The sequence below is a fragment of the Pseudomonas extremorientalis genome (assembly GCF_024584605.1).
Lineage (GTDB): Bacteria > Pseudomonadota > Gammaproteobacteria > Pseudomonadales > Pseudomonadaceae > Aquipseudomonas > Aquipseudomonas extremorientalis.
Genome location: NZ_CP089519.1, coordinates 4,736,074 through 4,754,351 on the forward strand (window position 1 = coordinate 4,736,074; position 18,278 = coordinate 4,754,351).

General features: G+C 62.6%; 19 protein-coding genes. 12 read left to right on the top strand and 7 right to left on the bottom strand.

Annotated elements, in window-relative coordinates; genetic code table 11:
• Positions 1-2 precede the first annotated feature (2 nt).
• The 8 genes from LUU92_RS21240 to hemN all read left to right on the top strand — a co-directional run bounded on the left by LUU92_RS21240 (position 3) and on the right by hemN (position 8,405).
• On the top strand, positions 3-188 hold the full coding sequence (locus LUU92_RS21240; RefSeq protein ID WP_003175465.1) for a CcoQ/FixQ family Cbb3-type cytochrome c oxidase assembly chaperone: 186 nt from the start codon (positions 3-5) through the stop codon (positions 186-188).
• Complete coding sequence (gene ccoP, locus LUU92_RS21245; protein ID WP_071491366.1) at positions 185-1,162, top strand: cytochrome-c oxidase, cbb3-type subunit III; 978 nt, start codon at positions 185-187, stop codon at positions 1,160-1,162. Before LUU92_RS21240 ends, ccoP begins: the two co-directional genes overlap by 4 nt.
• A gap of 302 nt (positions 1,163-1,464) precedes the next feature.
• The gene (gene ccoG, locus LUU92_RS21250) at positions 1,465-2,868 is read left to right on the top strand and encodes a cytochrome c oxidase accessory protein CcoG (protein ID WP_071491543.1); all 1,404 of its coding nucleotides are present in this window, start codon (positions 1,465-1,467) and stop codon (positions 2,866-2,868) included.
• A 14-nt stretch (positions 2,869-2,882) separates the two neighbouring features.
• Positions 2,883-3,422, top strand: a complete 540-nt coding sequence (locus LUU92_RS21255) for a FixH family protein (protein WP_071491367.1) — start codon at positions 2,883-2,885, stop codon at positions 3,420-3,422.
• A gap of 141 nt (positions 3,423-3,563) precedes the next feature.
• The gene (locus LUU92_RS21260) at positions 3,564-6,008 is read left to right on the top strand and encodes a heavy metal translocating P-type ATPase (RefSeq protein WP_257102604.1); all 2,445 of its coding nucleotides are present in this window, start codon (positions 3,564-3,566) and stop codon (positions 6,006-6,008) included.
• A 22-nt stretch (positions 6,009-6,030) separates the two neighbouring features.
• On the top strand, positions 6,031-6,243 hold the full coding sequence (ccoS, locus tag LUU92_RS21265; RefSeq protein WP_010208549.1) for a cbb3-type cytochrome oxidase assembly protein CcoS: 213 nt from the start codon (positions 6,031-6,033) through the stop codon (positions 6,241-6,243).
• Positions 6,236-6,919, top strand: coding sequence for a sulfite exporter TauE/SafE family protein (locus tag LUU92_RS21270; protein WP_257102605.1), 684 nt, complete (start codon positions 6,236-6,238; stop codon positions 6,917-6,919). The genes ccoS and LUU92_RS21270 overlap by 8 nt, the downstream gene beginning before the upstream one ends.
• Positions 6,920-7,022: 103 nt before the next feature.
• Positions 7,023-8,405 (top strand): oxygen-independent coproporphyrinogen III oxidase, encoded by a 1,383-nt coding sequence (gene hemN / locus LUU92_RS21275; protein ID WP_257102606.1) that lies wholly within the window; start codon positions 7,023-7,025, stop codon positions 8,403-8,405.
• 6 nt (positions 8,406-8,411) lie between these two features.
• On the opposite strand, the gene LUU92_RS21280 is transcribed toward hemN, so the two are convergent.
• Positions 8,412-8,909, bottom strand: a complete 498-nt coding sequence (locus LUU92_RS21280) for a hypothetical protein (protein ID WP_222540233.1) — start codon at positions 8,907-8,909, stop codon at positions 8,412-8,414.
• A 156-nt stretch (positions 8,910-9,065) separates the two neighbouring features.
• Here LUU92_RS21280 and fnr point away from each other — a divergent pair, with 156 nt between their 5' ends.
• Together fnr and LUU92_RS21290 are read left to right on the top strand one after the other, a co-directional pair.
• Positions 9,066-9,800: a fumarate/nitrate reduction transcriptional regulator Fnr gene (fnr, locus tag LUU92_RS21285; RefSeq protein ID WP_071491372.1), complete on the top strand. Its 735-nt coding sequence runs from the start codon at positions 9,066-9,068 to the stop codon at positions 9,798-9,800.
• A gap of 80 nt (positions 9,801-9,880) precedes the next feature.
• Positions 9,881-10,429, top strand: coding sequence for an adenine phosphoribosyltransferase (locus LUU92_RS21290; RefSeq protein ID WP_257102607.1), 549 nt, complete (start codon positions 9,881-9,883; stop codon positions 10,427-10,429).
• A gap of 112 nt (positions 10,430-10,541) precedes the next feature.
• On the opposite strand, the gene LUU92_RS21295 is transcribed toward LUU92_RS21290, so the two are convergent.
• The 5 genes from LUU92_RS21295 to dnaX all read right to left on the bottom strand — a co-directional run bounded on the left by LUU92_RS21295 (position 10,542) and on the right by dnaX (position 16,025).
• Positions 10,542-11,690: an acyl-CoA dehydrogenase family protein gene (locus LUU92_RS21295; protein WP_257102608.1), complete on the bottom strand. Its 1,149-nt coding sequence runs from the start codon at positions 11,688-11,690 to the stop codon at positions 10,542-10,544.
• A gap of 65 nt (positions 11,691-11,755) precedes the next feature.
• Positions 11,756-12,358: a recombination mediator RecR gene (gene recR, locus LUU92_RS21300; RefSeq protein WP_015885312.1), complete on the bottom strand. Its 603-nt coding sequence runs from the start codon at positions 12,356-12,358 to the stop codon at positions 11,756-11,758.
• A 65-nt stretch (positions 12,359-12,423) separates the two neighbouring features.
• Complete coding sequence (gene curA / locus LUU92_RS21305) at positions 12,424-13,458, bottom strand: NADPH-dependent curcumin/dihydrocurcumin reductase (RefSeq protein ID WP_222540235.1); 1,035 nt, start codon at positions 13,456-13,458, stop codon at positions 12,424-12,426.
• 133 nt (positions 13,459-13,591) lie between these two features.
• A complete protein-coding gene (locus LUU92_RS21310; RefSeq protein ID WP_017527493.1) occupies positions 13,592-13,930 on the bottom strand; it encodes a YbaB/EbfC family nucleoid-associated protein in 339 nt (112 codons plus the stop codon).
• 43 nt (positions 13,931-13,973) lie between these two features.
• Entirely contained in the window at positions 13,974-16,025 is a 2,052-nt protein-coding gene (gene dnaX / locus LUU92_RS21315; protein ID WP_257102609.1) for a DNA polymerase III subunit gamma/tau, read from the bottom strand.
• Between the two features lie 133 nt (positions 16,026-16,158).
• Here dnaX and LUU92_RS21320 point away from each other — a divergent pair, with 133 nt between their 5' ends.
• Positions 16,159-16,908, top strand: a complete 750-nt coding sequence (locus LUU92_RS21320; protein WP_257102610.1) for a substrate-binding periplasmic protein — start codon at positions 16,159-16,161, stop codon at positions 16,906-16,908.
• A gap of 59 nt (positions 16,909-16,967) precedes the next feature.
• On the top strand, positions 16,968-17,339 hold the full coding sequence (locus LUU92_RS21325; RefSeq protein WP_071491378.1) for a VOC family protein: 372 nt from the start codon (positions 16,968-16,970) through the stop codon (positions 17,337-17,339).
• Here LUU92_RS21325 and LUU92_RS21330 read toward each other — a convergent pair.
• The gene (locus LUU92_RS21330) at positions 17,253-18,212 is read right to left on the bottom strand and encodes a DMT family transporter (protein ID WP_071491379.1); all 960 of its coding nucleotides are present in this window, start codon (positions 18,210-18,212) and stop codon (positions 17,253-17,255) included. The two genes, LUU92_RS21325 and LUU92_RS21330, sit on opposite strands and share 87 nt — an antisense overlap.
• Positions 18,213-18,278 lie beyond the last annotated feature (66 nt).

The following is an 18,278-nucleotide window of genomic DNA, read 5'->3' on the forward strand; positions in this document are numbered from 1 at the left end:
CTATGGATATCGGGATGATTCGTGGCCTGGGCACCGTTGTGGTGATGGTGGCCTTTATCGGCCTGGCGTTGTGGGTGTTCAGCCCCAAGCGCAAGTCGGAGTTTGAAGACGCGACCTTGCTGCCCTTTGCGGATGATCCCGAAGCCATCAAGCACGTCGAGCAAGCTTCTAGGAGTAACAAAGAATGACTACGTTCTGGAGTCTGTACGTCACAGTCCTCAGTCTGGGTACTATCTTCGCCCTGACCTGGCTGCTGCTGTCGACCCGCAAGGGCCAGCGCGCCGAGCAAACCGACGAGACCGTCGGCCACTCGTTCGACGGCATCGAGGAATACGACAACCCGCTGCCCAAGTGGTGGTTCATGCTGTTCGTCGGCACCATCGTCTTCGCCCTCGGCTACCTGGCGCTGTACCCCGGCCTGGGCAACTGGAAAGGCCTGCTGCCGGGCTACAACTACCTAGACACCGACAAGCAAACCCCCTTCGCCAATGGCCAGACTGGCTGGACCGGCGTGCACGAATGGGAAAAGGAAATGGCCAGGTCGGACGCCAAGTTCGGGCCGATCTTCGCCAAATTCGCGTCGATGCCGATTGAAGAAGTGGCCAAGGATCCGCAAGCCTTGAAGATGGGGGGGCGCCTGTTCGCCTCCAACTGCTCGGTGTGCCACGGTTCCGATGCCAAGGGCGCCTATGGCTTCCCCAACCTGACCGACGCCGACTGGCGCTGGGGCGGCGAACCGGCCACCATCAAGGAAACCATCATGAAGGGTCGTCATGCGGTGATGCCGGCCTGGTTGGATATCCTCAAGGAGCAAGGCGTCAGCGATGTGGCTGCGTTCGTGCTCACCAACCTCGACGGGCGAAAACTGCCCGAAGGCGTGAAAGCCGATGTGGCCAACGGCGAGAAACTCTTCGCCGCCAACTGCGTGGCCTGCCACGGCCCGGCCGGTAAAGGCACTCCTGCCATGGGCGCGCCCGACCTGACCCACCCGGGCGCCTTCATCTACGGCTCGAGCTTCGCCCAACTGCAACAGACCATCCGTTGGGGCCGCCAGGGCCAGATGCCGGCGCAGGAACAGCTGCAAGGCAATGACAAGGTGCACTTGCTGGCGGCGTATGTGTACAGCTTGTCCCATGGAGATAAGAAGGCTGAAGAGCAATAAAAGCCGCTGCAATACCAATGTGGGAGGGGGGCTTGCCCCCGATAGCGGTGGATCAGTGACAGATGCACTGATTGACACACTGCAATCGGGGGCAAGCCCCCCCTACATTGGATCCGCGGTGTTTCATAGAACCGGGCCAGCCAAAACCGGCCATACTTGCCAGATCAATTGATCCAGATCACTTAGGTCGCCCCCTTTCAGCACCACCGGGGGCGTATCATTACACCACTGCAACACCCCTAATTTGACCCCGGCTGGCACGTACTGGCCAAGGCAAATCTCCACCGCCGTGGGATGCAATGATGAGTAACCAGATACCGGTACATGACGTTACCCCGCCTGCCAAAACCGTCGACCTCTACGCCTCGCGAGAGAAAATCTACACGCGCGCCTTCACCGGCCTGTTCCGCAACTTGCGCATGCTCGGCGGGGCCGGTCTGTTCCTGCTGTACTTCGGCACGGTGTGGCTGAACTGGGGTGGCCACCAGGCCGTGTGGTGGAACCTGCCCGAGCGCAAGTTCTTCATTTTCGGGGCAACTTTCTGGCCCCAGGACTTCATCCTGCTCTCGGGCATTCTCATCGTTGCCGCGTTTGGCCTGTTCTTCATCACGGTGTACGCCGGTCGCGTGTGGTGCGGCTACACCTGCCCGCAGAGCGTGTGGACGTGGATCTTCATGTGGTGTGAGAAGGTCACCGAAGGCGACCGCAACCAGCGCATCAAGCTCGACAAGGCACCGATGGGCGCCAACAAATTCCTGCGCAAATTCAGCAAGCACACCCTGTGGCTGTTGATCGGCTTTGTCACCGGCATGACCTTTGTCGGCTACTTCTCGCCGATCCGCGAACTGGTGTTCGACTTTTTCACCGGCCAGGCCGATGGCTGGTCGTATTTCTGGGTGGGTTTCTTCACCCTTGCCACCTACGGCAACGCCGGCTGGCTGCGCGAACAGGTGTGCATCTACATGTGCCCGTACGCGCGCTTCCAGAGCGTGATGTTCGACAAGGACACCCTGATCGTTTCCTACGACCCACGCCGCGGCGAACTGCGTGGCCCGCGTAAAAAAGGTACCGACTACAAGGCACAGGGCCTGGGCGATTGCATCGATTGCACGATGTGCGTGCAGGTGTGCCCCACCGGTATCGACATCCGCGACGGCCTGCAGATCGAGTGCATCGGCTGCGCCGCCTGTATCGATGCCTGCGACAACATCATGGACAAGATGGAGTACCCGCGCGGCCTGATCAGCTACACCACCGAGCACAACCTGTCCGGGCAGAAAACCCACAAGCTGCGCCCGCGCCTGATCGGCTACGCCCTGGTGTTGCTGGCGATGATCAGCCTGCTGGTGGCGGCATTCTTCATGCGCTCGCTGGTGGGTTTCGACGTGAGCAAGGACCGCGTGCTGTACCGCGAGAACGCCGAAGGCCGCATCGAAAACGTCTACAGCCTGAAGATCATGAACAAGGACCAACGCGACCACACCTACGTGCTCGATGCCGCCGGCCTGCCCGACCTCAAGCTGCAAGGCCGCCGGGAGATCAAGGTGGCGGCCGGCGATATCGTCAGCATGCCGGTGGAGCTGTCGAGTGCGCCGGAACAATTGCCGTCGAGCACCAACGAGGTGAAATTCATCCTCACCGATGCCGATGACGCCAGCGTCCATATTGAAGCCAAGAGCCGATTCATCGGCCCTCAAGTCCGCTAACAGGGAACCGAACAATGTCCGTAGCAACCGCCGCAAGCCCTTGGTACAAGCACCTCTGGCCGTGGATCATCATCGGCATCCTGGCCTGTTCGGTGACCTTGACCCTGTCCATGGTGACCATCGCGGTGAACAACCCGGACAACCTGGTCAACGACAACTACTACGAGGCCGGCAAAGGCATCAACCGCTCCCTGGACCGCGAGCTGCTGGCCCAGACCTTGCAACTGCGCGCCAAGGTGCACTTGGATGAGCTGACCGGTGAAGTCGAGGTCAACCTCACCGGCTACAGCAACCCGAAAACCCTGGAATTGAACCTGATTTCCCCGACCCAGCCGGAGAAAGACCGCAAGATCAACCTGGCCCGCAGCGACAGCGAGCCCGGCCGCTACATCGGCCAGGTCACCGACAAGGTCGAAGGCCGGCGGTTCGTCGAGTTGCTCGGCGTGGAAGGCGACCGGACCTGGCGCATGTTCGAGGAAGAACAAGTCAGCCACGACAAGGACTTGCTGCTGGGTGATGAACCGTTGCAGGGTGCCGAAGACCTGAAAAAGTAAAAAGCCTGCGCTTCGCGCATCGGGGGCAAGCCCCCTCCCACACTGGATTGGGTTTACACATATCTATTGGTGAAATCAGTCAAATGTGGGAGGGGGCTTGCCCCCGATGAGGCCCTACCAGCCACCATAGATTCCCAAGCCATGACCACCCCCTGCTACCACTGCGCCCTCCCCGTCCCCTCCGGTAGCCGTTTCACCACGGTCATCCTCGGTGAGCGCCGCGAACTCTGCTGCCCCGGCTGCCAGGCCGTGGCCGAAGCCATCGTGGCCGGCGGCCTGGAAAGTTATTACCAGCACCGCAGCGAAGCCTCGGCCAACCCTGAGGCGTTGCCGGTGCAACTGCTGGACGAATTGGCGCTGTATGACCGCGCCGACGTGCAGAAACCCTTCGTGCGCCACGAGGGCGAGCTGGCCGAAACCACCCTGCTGATGGAGGGCATCAGCTGCGCCGCCTGCGGCTGGCTGATCGAGAAACACCTGCGCAGCCTGCCCGCCGTAGCCGAGGCGCGGTTGAACCTGTCCAACCATCGCCTGCACGTTCGTTGGACCGATGGGCAACTGCCATTGAGCCAACTGCTCAGTGAACTGCGCCACATCGGCTACGCCGCTCACCCCTATCAGGCCGATCGCGCTGCCGAGCAACTGGCCGGCGAAAATCGCCTGGCCCTGCGCCAATTGGGCGTGGCTGGCTTGCTGTGGTTCCAGGCAATGATGGCAACCATGGCTACCTGGCCGGAATTCAACATCGACCTGAGCCCCGAGCTGCATGTGATCCTGCGCTGGGTGGCGATGTTTCTTACAACACCCATCGTGTTCTACAGCTGCGCACCGTTTTTCAAGGGCGCCTTGCGCGACTTGCGCACGCGCCACCTGACCATGGATGTCTCGGTGTCCCTGGCCATCGGCGGGGCTTACCTGGCGGGCATCTGGACGGCAATCACCGGCGTGGGCGAGTTGTACTTCGATGCGGTGGGCATGTTTGCGTTGTTCCTGCTGGCCGGCCGTTACCTGGAGCGCCGCGCCAGGGAGCGCACGGCCGCCGCGACGGCGCAATTGGTGAACCTGCTGCCCGCCTCGTGCCTGCGACTCAAGGCCGACGGCCAGAGCGAGCGCATCCTGCTCCCCGAACTGACCCTGGGCGACCGCGTGCTGGTGCACCCCGGCGCCGTGCTGCCGGCGGACGGCGTGATCCTCGACGGGCAATCGAGCATCGATGAATCCCTGCTCACCGGTGAGTACCTGCCGCAACCGCGCCAAAGCGGCGATGCGGTCACGGCGGGCACGCTGAATGTCGAGGGGGCATTGACCGTCGAAGTACGTGCCCTGGGCCATGACACGCGCCTGTCCGCCATCGTGCGCCTGCTGGAGCGCGCCCAGGCCGATAAACCACGCCTGGCGCAGATCGCCGACCGCGCCGCACAGTGGTTCCTGTTGTGCTCGCTGATCGCCGCCGCGCTGATCGGCTTGCTGTGGTGGGAGCTGGATGCGTCGCGGGCGTTCTGGATTGTGCTGGCGATGCTGGTAGCAACCTGCCCCTGTGCGCTGTCCCTGGCCACTCCCACCGCCCTCACCGCCGCCACCGGCACCTTGCACAAACTCGGGCTGCTGTTGACGCGCGGCCATGTGCTGGAAGGGCTCAACCAGATCGACACGGTGATCTTCGACAAGACCGGCACCCTCACCGAAGGACGCCTGGCGTTGAGAGCCATACGCCCGCTGGGCACCTTGAGTACCGACCTGTGCCTGAGCCTCGCCGCCGCCCTGGAAAACCGCTCCGAACACCCGATTGCCCGCGCCTTTGGGCGTGCACCAGTGGCCGCCGATGAGGTCGTCAGTTCGCCAGGACTGGGCCTTGAAGGTCGCGTCGGCGAGCGCGTATTGCGCATTGGCCAGCCGGGTTTTGTCTGCGAACTCAGTGGTTGCCCGATCCCGGCAGCGCCGGAGGTTTGCGGCCAATGGCTGCTGCTCGGCGACCGCGACGGCGCCCTGGCCTGGTTCGTGCTCGACGACCGCCTGCGCAGTGATGCGCCTGCATTGCTGGCCGCGTGCAAGGCGCGGGGTTGGCGCACGCTATTGCTGTCCGGGGACAGTTCGCCAATGGTCGCCAGCGTCGCCGCCGAGCTGGGTATCGACGAGGCCCACGGCGGCCTGCGCCCGGATGACAAGCTGCAAGTCCTTCAGCAACTGCACAAGCAAGGCCGCAAAGTGCTGATGCTTGGCGACGGTGTCAACGATGTGCCGGTACTCGCCGCCGCGGACATCAGCGTGGCGATGGGCACGGCCACCGACCTGGCCAAGACCAGCGCCGATGCGGTGTTGCTGTCCAACCGCCTGGACGCCCTGGTGCAAGCCTTTACTCTGGCGCGGCGCACCCGCCGGGTAATCATTGAAAACCTGCTGTGGGCCGGGTTGTACAATGGCCTTATGCTGCCGTTTGCCGCCCTGGGCTGGATCACTCCCATCTGGGCGGCGATCGGCATGTCCCTCAGTTCGTTGACCGTGGTGCTCAATGCCCTGCGCCTGACTCGCCTGCCGAGCGCGCCGGCCGACCGAGCCCCCTCAGTAACCCGCCCGCTGCCAGTGTGAGCCGCGCGGGCATGGAGTGCAGATGCCAGCTTTATACGTAATGATCCCGGCGGCGCTGCTGTTAGTGGGCGTGGCCATCTACATCTTCTTCTGGGCGGTGGACAGCGGCCAGTACGACGACCTCGACGGCCCGGCCCATAGCGTGCTGTTCGACGACCAGGACCCGAACCACCTGGCTGGCGTCGAAGAGGCCAACCACCCCGAACAACCACCAAAAGACCCGCCTCATGCTTGAGCTGGCGCCGCTGCTGGTCTCTGCACTGATCCTCGGCCTGCTCGGTGGAGGCCATTGTCTGGGCATGTGCGGCGGGTTGATGGGCGCGCTGACCCTGGCGATCCCCAAGGAGCAACGCGGTCGCCGGTTTCAACTGCTGCTGGCCTACAACCTGGGACGCGTCCTCAGCTATGCCGCGGCCGGCGTGTTGATCGGCCTCGCCGGCTGGGCGGTGGCGAACAGCCCCGCGGCGATGTTCATGCGCGTGCTCGCCGGCCTGCTTTTGATCAGCATGGGCCTGTACCTGGCGGGCTGGTGGAGCGGTCTCACCCGTATCGAAAGCCTCGGACGCGGCCTATGGCGCTATATACAGCCGGTCGCCAACCGTTTGCTGCCCGTGTCCAACGTACCGCGTGCATTGCTGCTGGGCGCGTTGTGGGGATGGTTGCCGTGCGGATTGGTCTACAGCACGTTGCTGTGGGCGGCGAGCCAGGGCAATGCCCTGGACAGCGGGTTGCTGATGCTGGCATTCGGCTTGGGGACTTGGCCGGTGCTGTTGGCCACTGGACTGGCGGCGGAACGGGTGACGGCACTGTTGCGCAAGCGCAGCGTGAGGATGGCCGGTGGCTTGCTGGTAATTCTATTCGGCATTTGGACGTTGCCCGGTCCGCATCAGCACTGGCTAATGGGCCATTGAAAGGCCATGTGGCATAGCGCCGCTCCCTGTTGATGCAAATCAAGGTGGCCTCCCCGGCCAGCCCCTAGACTCGGCCCACTAGCCTATCCGGGGGAACGCCCGCATGCTCGACGCCATTCGTTGGGATACCGATCTGATTCACCGCTACGACCTGGCGGGACCGCGCTACACGTCCTACCCTACCGCCGTACAATTCGACAGCCAGGTCGGCACCTTCGACCTGCTCCATGCCCTGCGCGACAGCCGCAAGGCGGTGCGGCCGCTGTCGTTGTATGTGCATGTGCCGTTCTGCGCGAACATCTGCTACTACTGCGCCTGCAACAAGGTCATCACCAAGGACCGTGGCCGCGCCCAGGCCTACCTGCAACGCCTGGAGCAGGAAATCCAGCTGGTGGCGTGCCACCTCGACCCCAGACAGCCGGTGGAACAGCTGCACTTCGGCGGCGGCACCCCGACCTTTCTCAGCCACGACGAATTGCGCCAGGTGATGAGCTGCCTGCGCCAGCACTTCAATTTGCTGGATGACGATTCGGGCGACTACGGCATCGAGATCGACCCACGCGAAGCGGATTGGGCCACCATGGGCCTGCTGCGCGAACTGGGTTTCAACCGCGTGAGTATCGGCCTGCAAGACCTCGACCCCGAGGTACAACGGGCAGTCAACCGCCTGCAAAGCCTGGAAGAAACCCGCGCGGTGATCGATGCCGCACGCACCCTGCAATTTCGCTCGATCAATGTCGACCTGATCTACGGCCTGCCCAAGCAAACGCCGATCAATTTTGCGCGCACCGTGGAGGAGGTGATCAGGCTGCAACCCGACCGCTTGTCGGTGTTCAACTACGCTCACCTGCCCGAACGTTTCATGCCCCAGCGGCGCATCAACACCGATGAACTGCCGTCCCCGGCGTCAAAGCTGCTGATGCTGCAAACCACCATCGAGCAACTGACCCAGGCCGGCTACCGTTACATCGGCATGGACCACTTCGCCCTGCCCGACGACGAGTTGGCCATCGCCCAGGAAGAAGGCACCCTGCAGCGCAATTTCCAGGGCTATACCACCCACGGTCATTGCGACTTGATCGGGCTCGGGGTGTCAGCGATCAGCCAGATCGGCGACCTGTACTGCCAGAACAGCAGTGACCTCAACGCCTACCAGAACACCCTGGCCGGCGCGCAACTGGCCACCAGCCGGGGTCTGGTCTGCACCACGGACGATCGCTTGCGCCGGGAGGTGATTCAGCAGTTGATCTGCAATTTCAGCCTGGCCTTCGACGAGATCGAGCAGGCGTTCACTATTGATTTTCGCGGGTATTTCGACGACATATGGCCGCAACTGACGGCGATGGCCGAGGATGGCCTGATCGAACTCGACACTCAAGGCATTCGCGTTTTGCCAGCTGGGCGCCTGCTGGTGCGTTCGGTGTGCATGGTGTTCGATGCCTACCTGGAGCACCAGAACAGGCAGCGGTTTTCGCGGGTGATCTGAAACACCCTACGCCATAGCGAGGGAGCCGGCCTTCAACGCGTCTTCCCCGCTGAGGCCTTTCATGGCCTTGGCCAGGGAGGTTTGTGCAGTCATCAGGCTCGCTTGCAACTGGGCAAGCGCCCCTTGCAGATTGCTGACCTTGATCCGTGCCTCGTCGGGGCTGAGGCTCTTGTCCGCCATCACGGCTTGCAGTTCGGCCTGCTTCTCGGCGATCTGCTCCTTGAGCTTGCGAATCATCTTGAGAACCTGCTGGACGTTATCCGGCAGACCGCTGTCTTCGATGTCGTTGCTGGGTTTCTTGGCCTCCGTCAGGGCTTTCAAGGCAGCTCCGGAAAAGGTCACCTTCACCCCCTCCTCGTCCTTTTTTTCCCGCAGCGGCGCCTCAGTAGCGTCCTTGAGCGCTTTGTCAGCCTTGGTGAGCTTGGCTTCTGCCACCAAGTCTTTCGGCTCCGCAAAGGACTGCACCTGAGTGCGTGCAGCGTTCGTTGCACCGATGGAAATCATGATATCGAGCCTCCAAGCTCAAGGGTTCGTGACTTTGTATCGGCGGCGACACAAAACTCTTTATACCGTTGCTGGTTTTTTGTACACGCTGGCCTCACCAGCCCACAGTGCGTTACCCTTACGTCTTATGTGTGTTTTCCCACAAGGATTTAAGAAATGTCCGAGCCAGTTAAACTGCGCGCTCACAGCCAGGCTCATTGCAAGGATTGCAGCCTGGCGCCCCTCTGCTTGCCACTTTCGTTGAATCTGGAAGACATGGATGCGCTGGACGAGATCGTTAAACGCGGTCGCCCGCTGAAAAAAGGCGAGTTCCTGTTTCGCCAGGGCGATAAGTTCGATTCCGTTTATGCAGTACGCTCGGGTGCGTTGAAGACATTCAGCCTGAGCGACAGCGGCGAAGAACAGCTCACCGGTTTCCACCTGCCCAGCGAACTGGTGGGCTTGTCGGGCATGGACACCGAGATCCACCCGGTGTCGGCCCAGGCGCTGGAGACAACCTCGGTGTGCGAAATCCCCTTCGAGCGCCTTGACGAGCTGGCCCTGCAATTGCCGCAACTGCGCCGCCAGTTGATGCGCGTAATGAGCCGCGAGATTCGTGACGACCAGCAAATGATGCTGCTGTTGTCGAAGAAAACCGCCGACGAGCGCATCGCGACTTTCCTGGTCAACCTGTCGGCGCGGTTCCGTGCCCGGGGTTTCTCGGCCAACCAGTTCCGCCTGAGCATGTCACGCAACGAAATCGGCAACTACCTGGGCCTGGCGGTGGAAACCGTGTCCCGCGTATTTACCCGTTTCCAGCAGAACGAGCTGATCGCCGCCGAAGGCAAGGAAGTGCATATCCTCGACCCGATCCAGTTGTGCGCGCTGGCCGGTGGTTCGTTAGACGGTTGACGCAGACACTTGCGGCCGCGCCAACCGGCGAGGCCGCAGGTATACTTCGAGTCCGTTTCCAGCCCCAGGACTCTTCGACGATGACCTTCGATTCGTTCGACATCAAATCCCTGATCCGTCCCGTCATCGACTTCCCCAAGCCCGGGGTGATCTTTCGTGACATCACGCCGCTGTTCCAATCGCCCCGAGCCCTGCGCCTGGTGGCCGACACCTTTGCCCACCGCTACGTCGAGACCGATTTCACCCATATCGGCGCCATGGATGCGCGGGGTTTCCTGATCGGTTCGATCATCGCCTACCAACTGAACAAACCGCTGATCCTGTTCCGCAAGCAGGGCAAGCTGCCCGCTGACGTGCTGGCCGAGGGTTACCAGACCGAGTACGGCGAGGCCTTCCTCGAAGTGCACGCCGACAGCTTGTGCGAAGGGGATTCGGTGTTGATGTTCGATGACCTGATCGCCACCGGCGGCACCTTGATCGCGGCGGCGAACCTGGTACGCCGCATGGGCGCGAAGATCTTCGAGGCCGCGGCAATCATTGATTTGCCGGAGCTGGGGGGGTCGCAACGTTTGGCGGACATGGGGATTGCGACGTTCTGCCTGACGCAGTTTGCGCTGACTGAACAATAACGGTTGCCTGGGCTGACGCCATCGGGGGCAAGCCCCCCCACATTTTGATCTGTGAACCGGTCAAGTGTGGGAGGGGGCTTGCCCCCGATGAGGCGCTGAAAGGCACTAAAGATCAGAAGCCCATCTGCTTACTGATGATTTCATTCATCACCTCGCGGGTACCGCCACCGATGGAGAGGATGCGGTTGTCGCGATACAGCCGCTCCACCAGGCTGCCACGCATATAACCCTGGCCCCCGAGGATCTGCACCGCGTCGTAGGTGACGCGGTCGGCGGTGTCGGTGGCAAGGTTCTTGGCCATGGATATCTCCTTGATCACGCTGATACCGGCGGCCATCTTTGCTGCCTGCCGATAAGTGAACTCCCGAGAGACCTCCACGGCGGTGGCCATTTCCGCCAGGCGATGCTTGATCACCTGGAATTTGCCGATGGGTTTGCCGAAGGCTTCGCGCTCGGCGGCCCATTTGAGGCTTTCCTCCAGGGCCAGTTGCGCGGTCATGTTGGCCATGAGCGCCAGGGCCAGGCGCTCGCTCTGGAAGTTGCCCATGATGCAGGCAAAGCCCATGTTTTCGGCGCCGATCAGGTTGCCTACGGGCACCCGACAATCGTCGAAGAACAATTCAGCCGTGTCCGACGCCCACCAGCCCATTTTCTTCAGGGGCTGGCCGACGGTAAAACCGGAGGTGTCTTTTTCGATCAGCAGCAGGCTGATCCCGGCAAAGCCCGGCCCGCCAGTGCGGACGGCGACGGTGTAGAAATCGGCGCGGATGCCGCTGGTAATGAAGGTCTTGCTGCCGCTGACGCGGTAATGGTCGCCGTCACGAATGGCCCGGGTTTGCAGGCTGGCCACATCAGAACCGCCACCCGGTTCGGTGACTGCCAGGGCGATGATCTTTTCGCCGGCCAGCACCTGGGGCACCACCCGTTCGCGGACCTCGGGCCTGGCCCATTTGACCACCGGCGGCAAACCGATATCGAGCGACCCCAAGCCTGCCACCACGCCACCGGAGCCACAGCGCATCAGTTCCTCGCTGGCCGCGACCTTGGCAAACAGATCACCTTCGTGGCTGCCGCCGAAAGCTTCGGGATAACCGATACCGAGGATGCCCGCCGCTCCGGCCTTGAGGTACAACTCCCGGGGAAAGCTTTCCGTCTCTTCCCATTGCTCGATACCCGGCAGCATCTCGCGCTCGACAAAGCGACGCACGCTGTCGCGGACCAATTGGTGGCTGGGGTCGAAGTAGTCCTGATAGGCAGACATCGGCAAGCTCCACGGTAAGGTGGAGCGAAATTACCAAGCGCTTGCTTGGTTATCAACCCATGGAGTCAGAGCGCGATAGGTTTGCGGCCAGCGAATGAATGCGCCAGCGTGCCGCCATCGACCAATTCCAACTCGCCACCCAGTGGCACGCCATGGGCAATGCGCGAGGTGATCAGGCCTTTGTTGGTGAGCAGTTGGGCAATGTAATGCGCGGTTGCCTCGCCTTCCACCGTCGGGTTGGTGGCCAGGATCACTTCGGTAAAGGTGCCCTGCTCTTCGATGCGCGCCACCAGTTGCGGAATGCCGATGGCTTCCGGGCCAAGGCCGTCCAGGGGCGACAGGTGGCCCTTGAGCACGAAGTAGCGCCCGCGATAGCCGGTCTGCTCCACCGCGTATACATCCATCGGCCCTTCCACCACGCACAGCAGCGTGTCGTCGCGGCGCGGGTCGGCGCATTGCGGGCAGAGTTCTTCTTCGGTGAGGGTGCGACACTGGCGACAGTGACCCACGCCGGTCATGGCCTGGCTCAAGGCCTGGGCCAATCGGGTGCCGCCGCTGCGATCACGCTCCAGCAGTTGCAGCGCCATACGCTGGGCGGTTTTCTGGCCGACACCCGGCAATGTGCGCAGGGCGTCGATCAGTTGGCGAATCAGGGGGCTGAAGCTCATGGGCATGGGTCCGACAAAACAACGAGACGCGGTTTATACCCGCGCCCCGGATTAGCGTCAAATACTCAATCCTGCGCGACGCGTACCACCAACTTGCCGAAATTGCGCCCTTCCAGCAAACCGATAAAGGCTTCGGGCGCCCGCTCCAGACCGTCGACCACATCCTCGCGGAACTTGATCTTGCCGTCGCGCACCCACGGCGCCATGGCGCTGAGGAATTCAGGCTGGCGGTCGCCGTAGTCATCGAACACGATAAAGCCCTGGATGCGCACGCGCTTGGTCAGCAAGGTACGTTGCAGCGCCGGCAAACGATCAGGCCCGCTGGGGGCTTCATGGGCGTTGTAGCCGGCGATCAGCCCGCACAGCGGGATGCGAGCCTTCGGATTCAACAACGGCACCACCGCATCGAACACCTTGCCGCCGACGTTTTCAAAATAGATGTCGACGCCCTTGAAGCACGTCTGCGCCAGGTCATCGGCAAAGGTCGCGCTCTTGTGATCGACGCAGGCATCAAAGCCCAGCTCATCCACTACATAGCGGCACTTTTCTGCGCCCCCCGCGATCCCGACCACACGCAAGCCCTTGAGCTTGGCTACCTGCCCCACCACCGAGCCCACCGCGCCGGACGCGGCCGCCACCACCAGGGTTTCCCCGGCCTTGGGCTGACCGATGTCCATCAGGCCCATGTAGGCCGTCATGCCCGGCATACCCAGCACACCCAGTGCCATCGACGGGCTGGCCAGGCCCTTGGGCACCGGCATCAGGTTGCGACCATCGGAAATGCTGTGACTCTGCCAACCGGTAGCACCCACCACCAGGTCGCCCACTTCGAATTTCGGATTACGCGACTGCTCGATACGACTGACAGCGCCACCGGTCATCACTTCGTCGATTTCTACCGGCGCCGCGTAGGACGGTGCATCGCTCATGCGGCCGCGCATGTAGGGGTCGAGGGACAGGTACAGGGTTTTCAGCAGGACCTGGCCGTCTGCCAGCTCCGGCAGGTTCACCCGTTCCAGGCGGAAATTTTCCGGGGTGGGTGCGCCCTGGGGGCGTGAGACCAGGACGATGCGCTGGTTCAGGGTCGGTTCTTGAGGCATGAAGGGGCTCCTTTATCGAATCCATCGGTATAGGGTGCAGACCATGCGTGGCGTGCCCGGGTTCGATCCAATTGGCACAAACAAAAATGCCAGGCACAAGGCCTGGCATTGGAGTCTAGCTAAAGCACGCCGATCAGAACGGCAGCTTCATGCCCGGAGGCAGTTGCATGCCCGCAGTCACGCCGGACATTTTGTCCTGGCTGTTGGCTTCGATCTTGCGCACAGCGTCGTTGACGGCCGCGGCGAACAAGTCTTCCAGCACTTCGCGGTCATCATCGCTGACGCCTTCGAGCAGGCTCGGGTCGATGCTCACGCGCTTGATGTCGTGACGACCAGTCATCACCACGCTGACCATATCGCCACCGGCTTTACCGGTGACTTCGGCGTTGGCCAGTTCTTCCTGCATCTTGGCCATCTTTTCCTGCATCTGCTGCGCCTGCTTCATCAGGCCGGCCATGCCACCTTTCATCATGGGAATCACCTCAAAAGTACGTGGATCAATAAGTAGCCCGGTTTTATGACGCTTGGGGCACCGGGGCTTCGACAGGTTCAATAGTATCGTGACGCACGACCGCACCGAACTGTTGCATCATTTGCTGGATGAGCGGATCGGCATGGATCGAATCCTCGGCCTCACGCTGGCGGTTGATGCGCCGACGAGTCGCGGCCTGGGCCGGGGTTTCCTGCTCGGGCTTGATCAGCTCTATGGCGATGGTCAGCGTGCGCCCATGGTACTGGTTCAGCGCATCGTTGAGACGGCGCTGCTGGGTCGCGTTGAACAGGGCGCTGTGGGCCGGGTCCAGATGCAACAGCCAGTGGTCGCCTTCGATGGAGATCAATGTGCAGTTGGCGGCGATGCTCCCGGTCATGCCGGAGATCGGCAGTTTCGGGAACAGCTCCAGCCATTGCAGGGCCAGGCCGGTGGCGGGGGCCGCAGCGGGTTCCGCTTCGGGCTCGGGGGCCGGTTCGGCGGTGTGCTCGCTGGCCAGGTCGTCCAGGTAGCTGTAGGCCGAATCCATGTCCGGCTCGATGTAGTCTTCGTCCAGCGGCGGTTCGTCGTCGAGGTCGATACCCGGCGTGGCGGCTTCCACCTGGGCCACGGTCGGCTCGGGGACGGGGGCAGACACCCATTCGGGGGCATCCGGCACCACGCTATCCGGAGTCGGCGTGGGCATCGGTGTCAGTTCGGGCTGCTCGCCGCTGGTTTCCAGCACGGGCTCCACGGCGGGCGCTTGCTCGGCCTCGGCGTCTGCTTCGACCGGATCATTCCAGGGCAGGTCGACGACCGGCTCGGGCTCGACAACGGGTGCCGGCTCGACCACTGGCGCAGCTGCCACAGGTTCAGGCACCGGTGCAGGTGCAGGTGCAGGTGCAGCAACCACTGGTGCGACCTGCGCCGCGCCAGCCACTGGTTTGGCGGAATCAACTGTGGCCTGGCTGATCCCCACTGGCTTTAGCGGCTGTCTCGGCGCGTCTGCCGAATCAGCGGGCCGGAACGCCAGCATTCGCAGCAACACCATTTCAAAGCCGCCGCGCGGGTCGGGCGCCAGGGGCAAGTCGCGGCGGCCGATCAGGCCCATCTGGTAGTAGAACTGCACATCTTCAGCCGGCAGCGCCTGGGCCAGCGCCAGCACACGGTCGCGGTCGCCATGGCCGTTGTCGACGCCTTCAGGCAGCGCCTGGGCGATGGCGACACGGTGCAGCACATTGAGAATTTCCGAGAGCACGCCGTTCCAGTCCGGGCCTTGCTCCGACAGGTGGCGCACGGCTTCGAGCAGCGCTTTGGCGTCGCCTTCGATCAGCGCGTGCAGCACGTCGAAGACCTGGCCGTGATCGAGGGTGCCGAGCATGGCGCGCACGTCGGCGGCCATGACCTTGCCTTCACCAAAGGCGATGGCCTGGTCGGTGAGGCTCATGGCATCGCGCATCGAACCATCGGCGGCGCGACCGAGCAACCACAGCGCGTCGTCTTCGAACGGTACGTTCTCGACGCCCAGCACATGGGTCAAATGCTCGACCACCCGCTCGGGGGTCATGTTTTTCAGGGAGAACTGCAGGCACCGCGACAGAATCGTTGCAGGAAGTTTCTGCGGATCGGTGGTGGCCAGGATGAATTTGACGTAGGGCGGCGGCTCTTCCAGGGTTTTCAACAGGGCGTTGAAGGAATGGCTGGACAGCATGTGCACTTCGTCGATCAGGTAGACCTTGAAGCGGCCACGGCTGGGCGCGTACTGCACGTTGTCGAGCAACTCGCGGGTGTCTTCGACCTTGGTGCGGCTCGCGGCGTCGATCTCGATCAGGTCGACGAAACGCCCTTCGTCGATTTCCCTGCACACCGAGCAGGTGCCGCAGGGCGTCGACGTGATACCGGTTTCACAGTTCAGGCATTTGGCGATGATGCGCGCAATGGTGGTCTTGCCCACGCCCCGGGTCCCGGTGAACAGGTAGGCGTGGTGCAGCCGCTGGCTGTCCAAGGCATTGATCAGAGCCTTGAGCACATGGGTCTGGCCGACCATTTCGCGGAACGAGCGCGGACGCCATTTACGTGCAAGAACCTGATAACTCATCGAAAACCGTCGCAACTGGGAAGCGGAAGCCGGTAATGCTAGCGGAGCAAGGGGGAAATTGCATCCGGCACGCTCGCCTAATCTGACTAAGCTTGCCTGGTTGGCCCCAAAAAGGCCTGAACCCGGAGTGTGTATGCGCGTAGTCCTGGGCGCTTTATGGATGATCACCACGGCTTGCCTGGCAGCGCCCGCACCGTTGCGTTTCTCGGTTTCCGACAGCTGGGCGATGCCCATGGTGCAACTGGACAACGACCGGCCCACCCAGGGCATTTTGTATGACCTGATGTTGAGCCTGGCTACCCAGGTCGGACGGCCGGCCGAATTCCATGTGTTGGCACGGGCGCGTATCTCAAGCGCCATGGAGCATGGCGATATCGATGTGCGCTGTTATGTCACCCAGGCCTGGGTCGACGAAGCGTCCGGCGATTACGTCTGGAGCGTGCCGCTGATGGTGCAGCGCAACCTGTTGGTGAGCACCCACATCCCCCCGAAGCCGATACAGCTGGACACACTCGCACCGCAGGCCATCGGCACTGTGCTCAACTACCGCTACGCGTCCCTCGACCCTCTGTTCGCCAAAGGCCAGCTCAGCCGCGACGACGCGCGCAGCGAAGAGCAGGTGCTGCACAAACTGGTGGCCGGGCGCTTCAAGTTTGCGGTGAGCAACGAATGGATACTCGAGCGGTTCAACCAACGCATGCCGGTCGGCAAGCGGCTGCACAAGGTTGCGGTGATTGATGAGCAGCGCCTGGGCTGCATCGTGCGCAACGACCCGAATGTGCCGGTGCAGCTGATCCTGCGCACCTTGCTGCGCATGCAGCAGTCGGGCGAGATCGAGCAGATCATCCGGCTCTACACCGGTGAGACTCCTGACAGAAACTGACAATGCCGCCTTATAGACTTGGCTCCATCGAATCGAACACGCATTCCCAAGGAGCCTGCATGAACACCCTCGCCCATTACTTCCTGCTGTACGTCGACAGCCCGGCCACCAGCGCCAACTTCTATAGCCGCCTGCTGGACAAGCCGCCCGTGGAACTCAACCCGACCTTCGCGCTGTTCATTCTCGACAATGGCGTAAAGCTGGGGCTGTGGTCGCGTCATACCGTGGAACCGGCGGCCCGGCTCACCGGGGGTGGCGGCGAAGTGGGCCTGTCCCTGGCTGACCAGGCCGCGGTGGACGCGCTGCATGATCAATGGGTAGAGCGCGGCGCAACCATCATCCAGTCACCGACCACCCTGGATTTCGGCTACACCTTCGTCGCCCAGGACCTCGATGGCCACCGGCTGCGCGCGTTTTGCCTGAGCGACTGACCGCCAGCGCCCCTCCAGGCTGATGGCGGCCACGCTGGCCAGCACGATCACGCCGCCCAGCACCACTTGCAGGGCGATGTGCTCACCGAGCAGCGTGGCCGCCATCGTCATCGCCACCGGGGGGATCAGGTACATCGCTACCGAGGCGCGGCTGACCTCGACATGTTTCAACACATAGCCCCAGGCCAGGTACGCCAGGGCGCTGGGGAAAACCCCGAGCACCAGCACCGCGAGGTTCTCGGGCAACGGCGCCTGTACCACCGCAGCCGGCAGGCCCGGCAGGTTCACGCAGAGCATCAAGGTGCCGGCCCAGACCATGTAGCACGCCATCGTCAGCGGGCTGTAGCGATGGGCGTAATGCTTCTGGATGGCGAAGTACAGGCTCCATGAGACTGCCGCCAGCAGAATCAGCAAGCCGCGCGGGTCAATATCACCCACGCCGTGATCGCCCCAGATCACCACCAGCACGCCGAGCAACCCCAGCAGCACGCAGCTCCAGCGCCAGAGGCTGACCCGCTCCTTCAAGCAGAAGAACGCGATCAACACGCTGAACAGCGGCGCCGATTGTGCCAGCACACTGGACGCCGCCGCCGTCACGAATTGCTGCCCATAATTGAGGCTGGTGTGGTGCAGGAACACGCCGAAAAAACTCAACACCAACAGCCACGGCAGATCCCGCAGGCGTGGCCGACCGATGCCGAGCACCAGCGCCACGCCGGCCATGAACAGCGAGGCGATCAGAAACCGCAACAGCGCAAGCTGGCCAGGGCTGTAGCTGTGCAGGCCCATGTGCACGCCAATCGGCGAATAGGCCCAACAGAGGATGACGCTGGCGATGACTAGCGTAAGCTTCAGGGGTGACGGGGTGTTCATCGACGGCATCCGAAAACGGGGAAGGAATGCCGTCAGTCTTCGCCCGAGCAACGCGCAGGACAATTA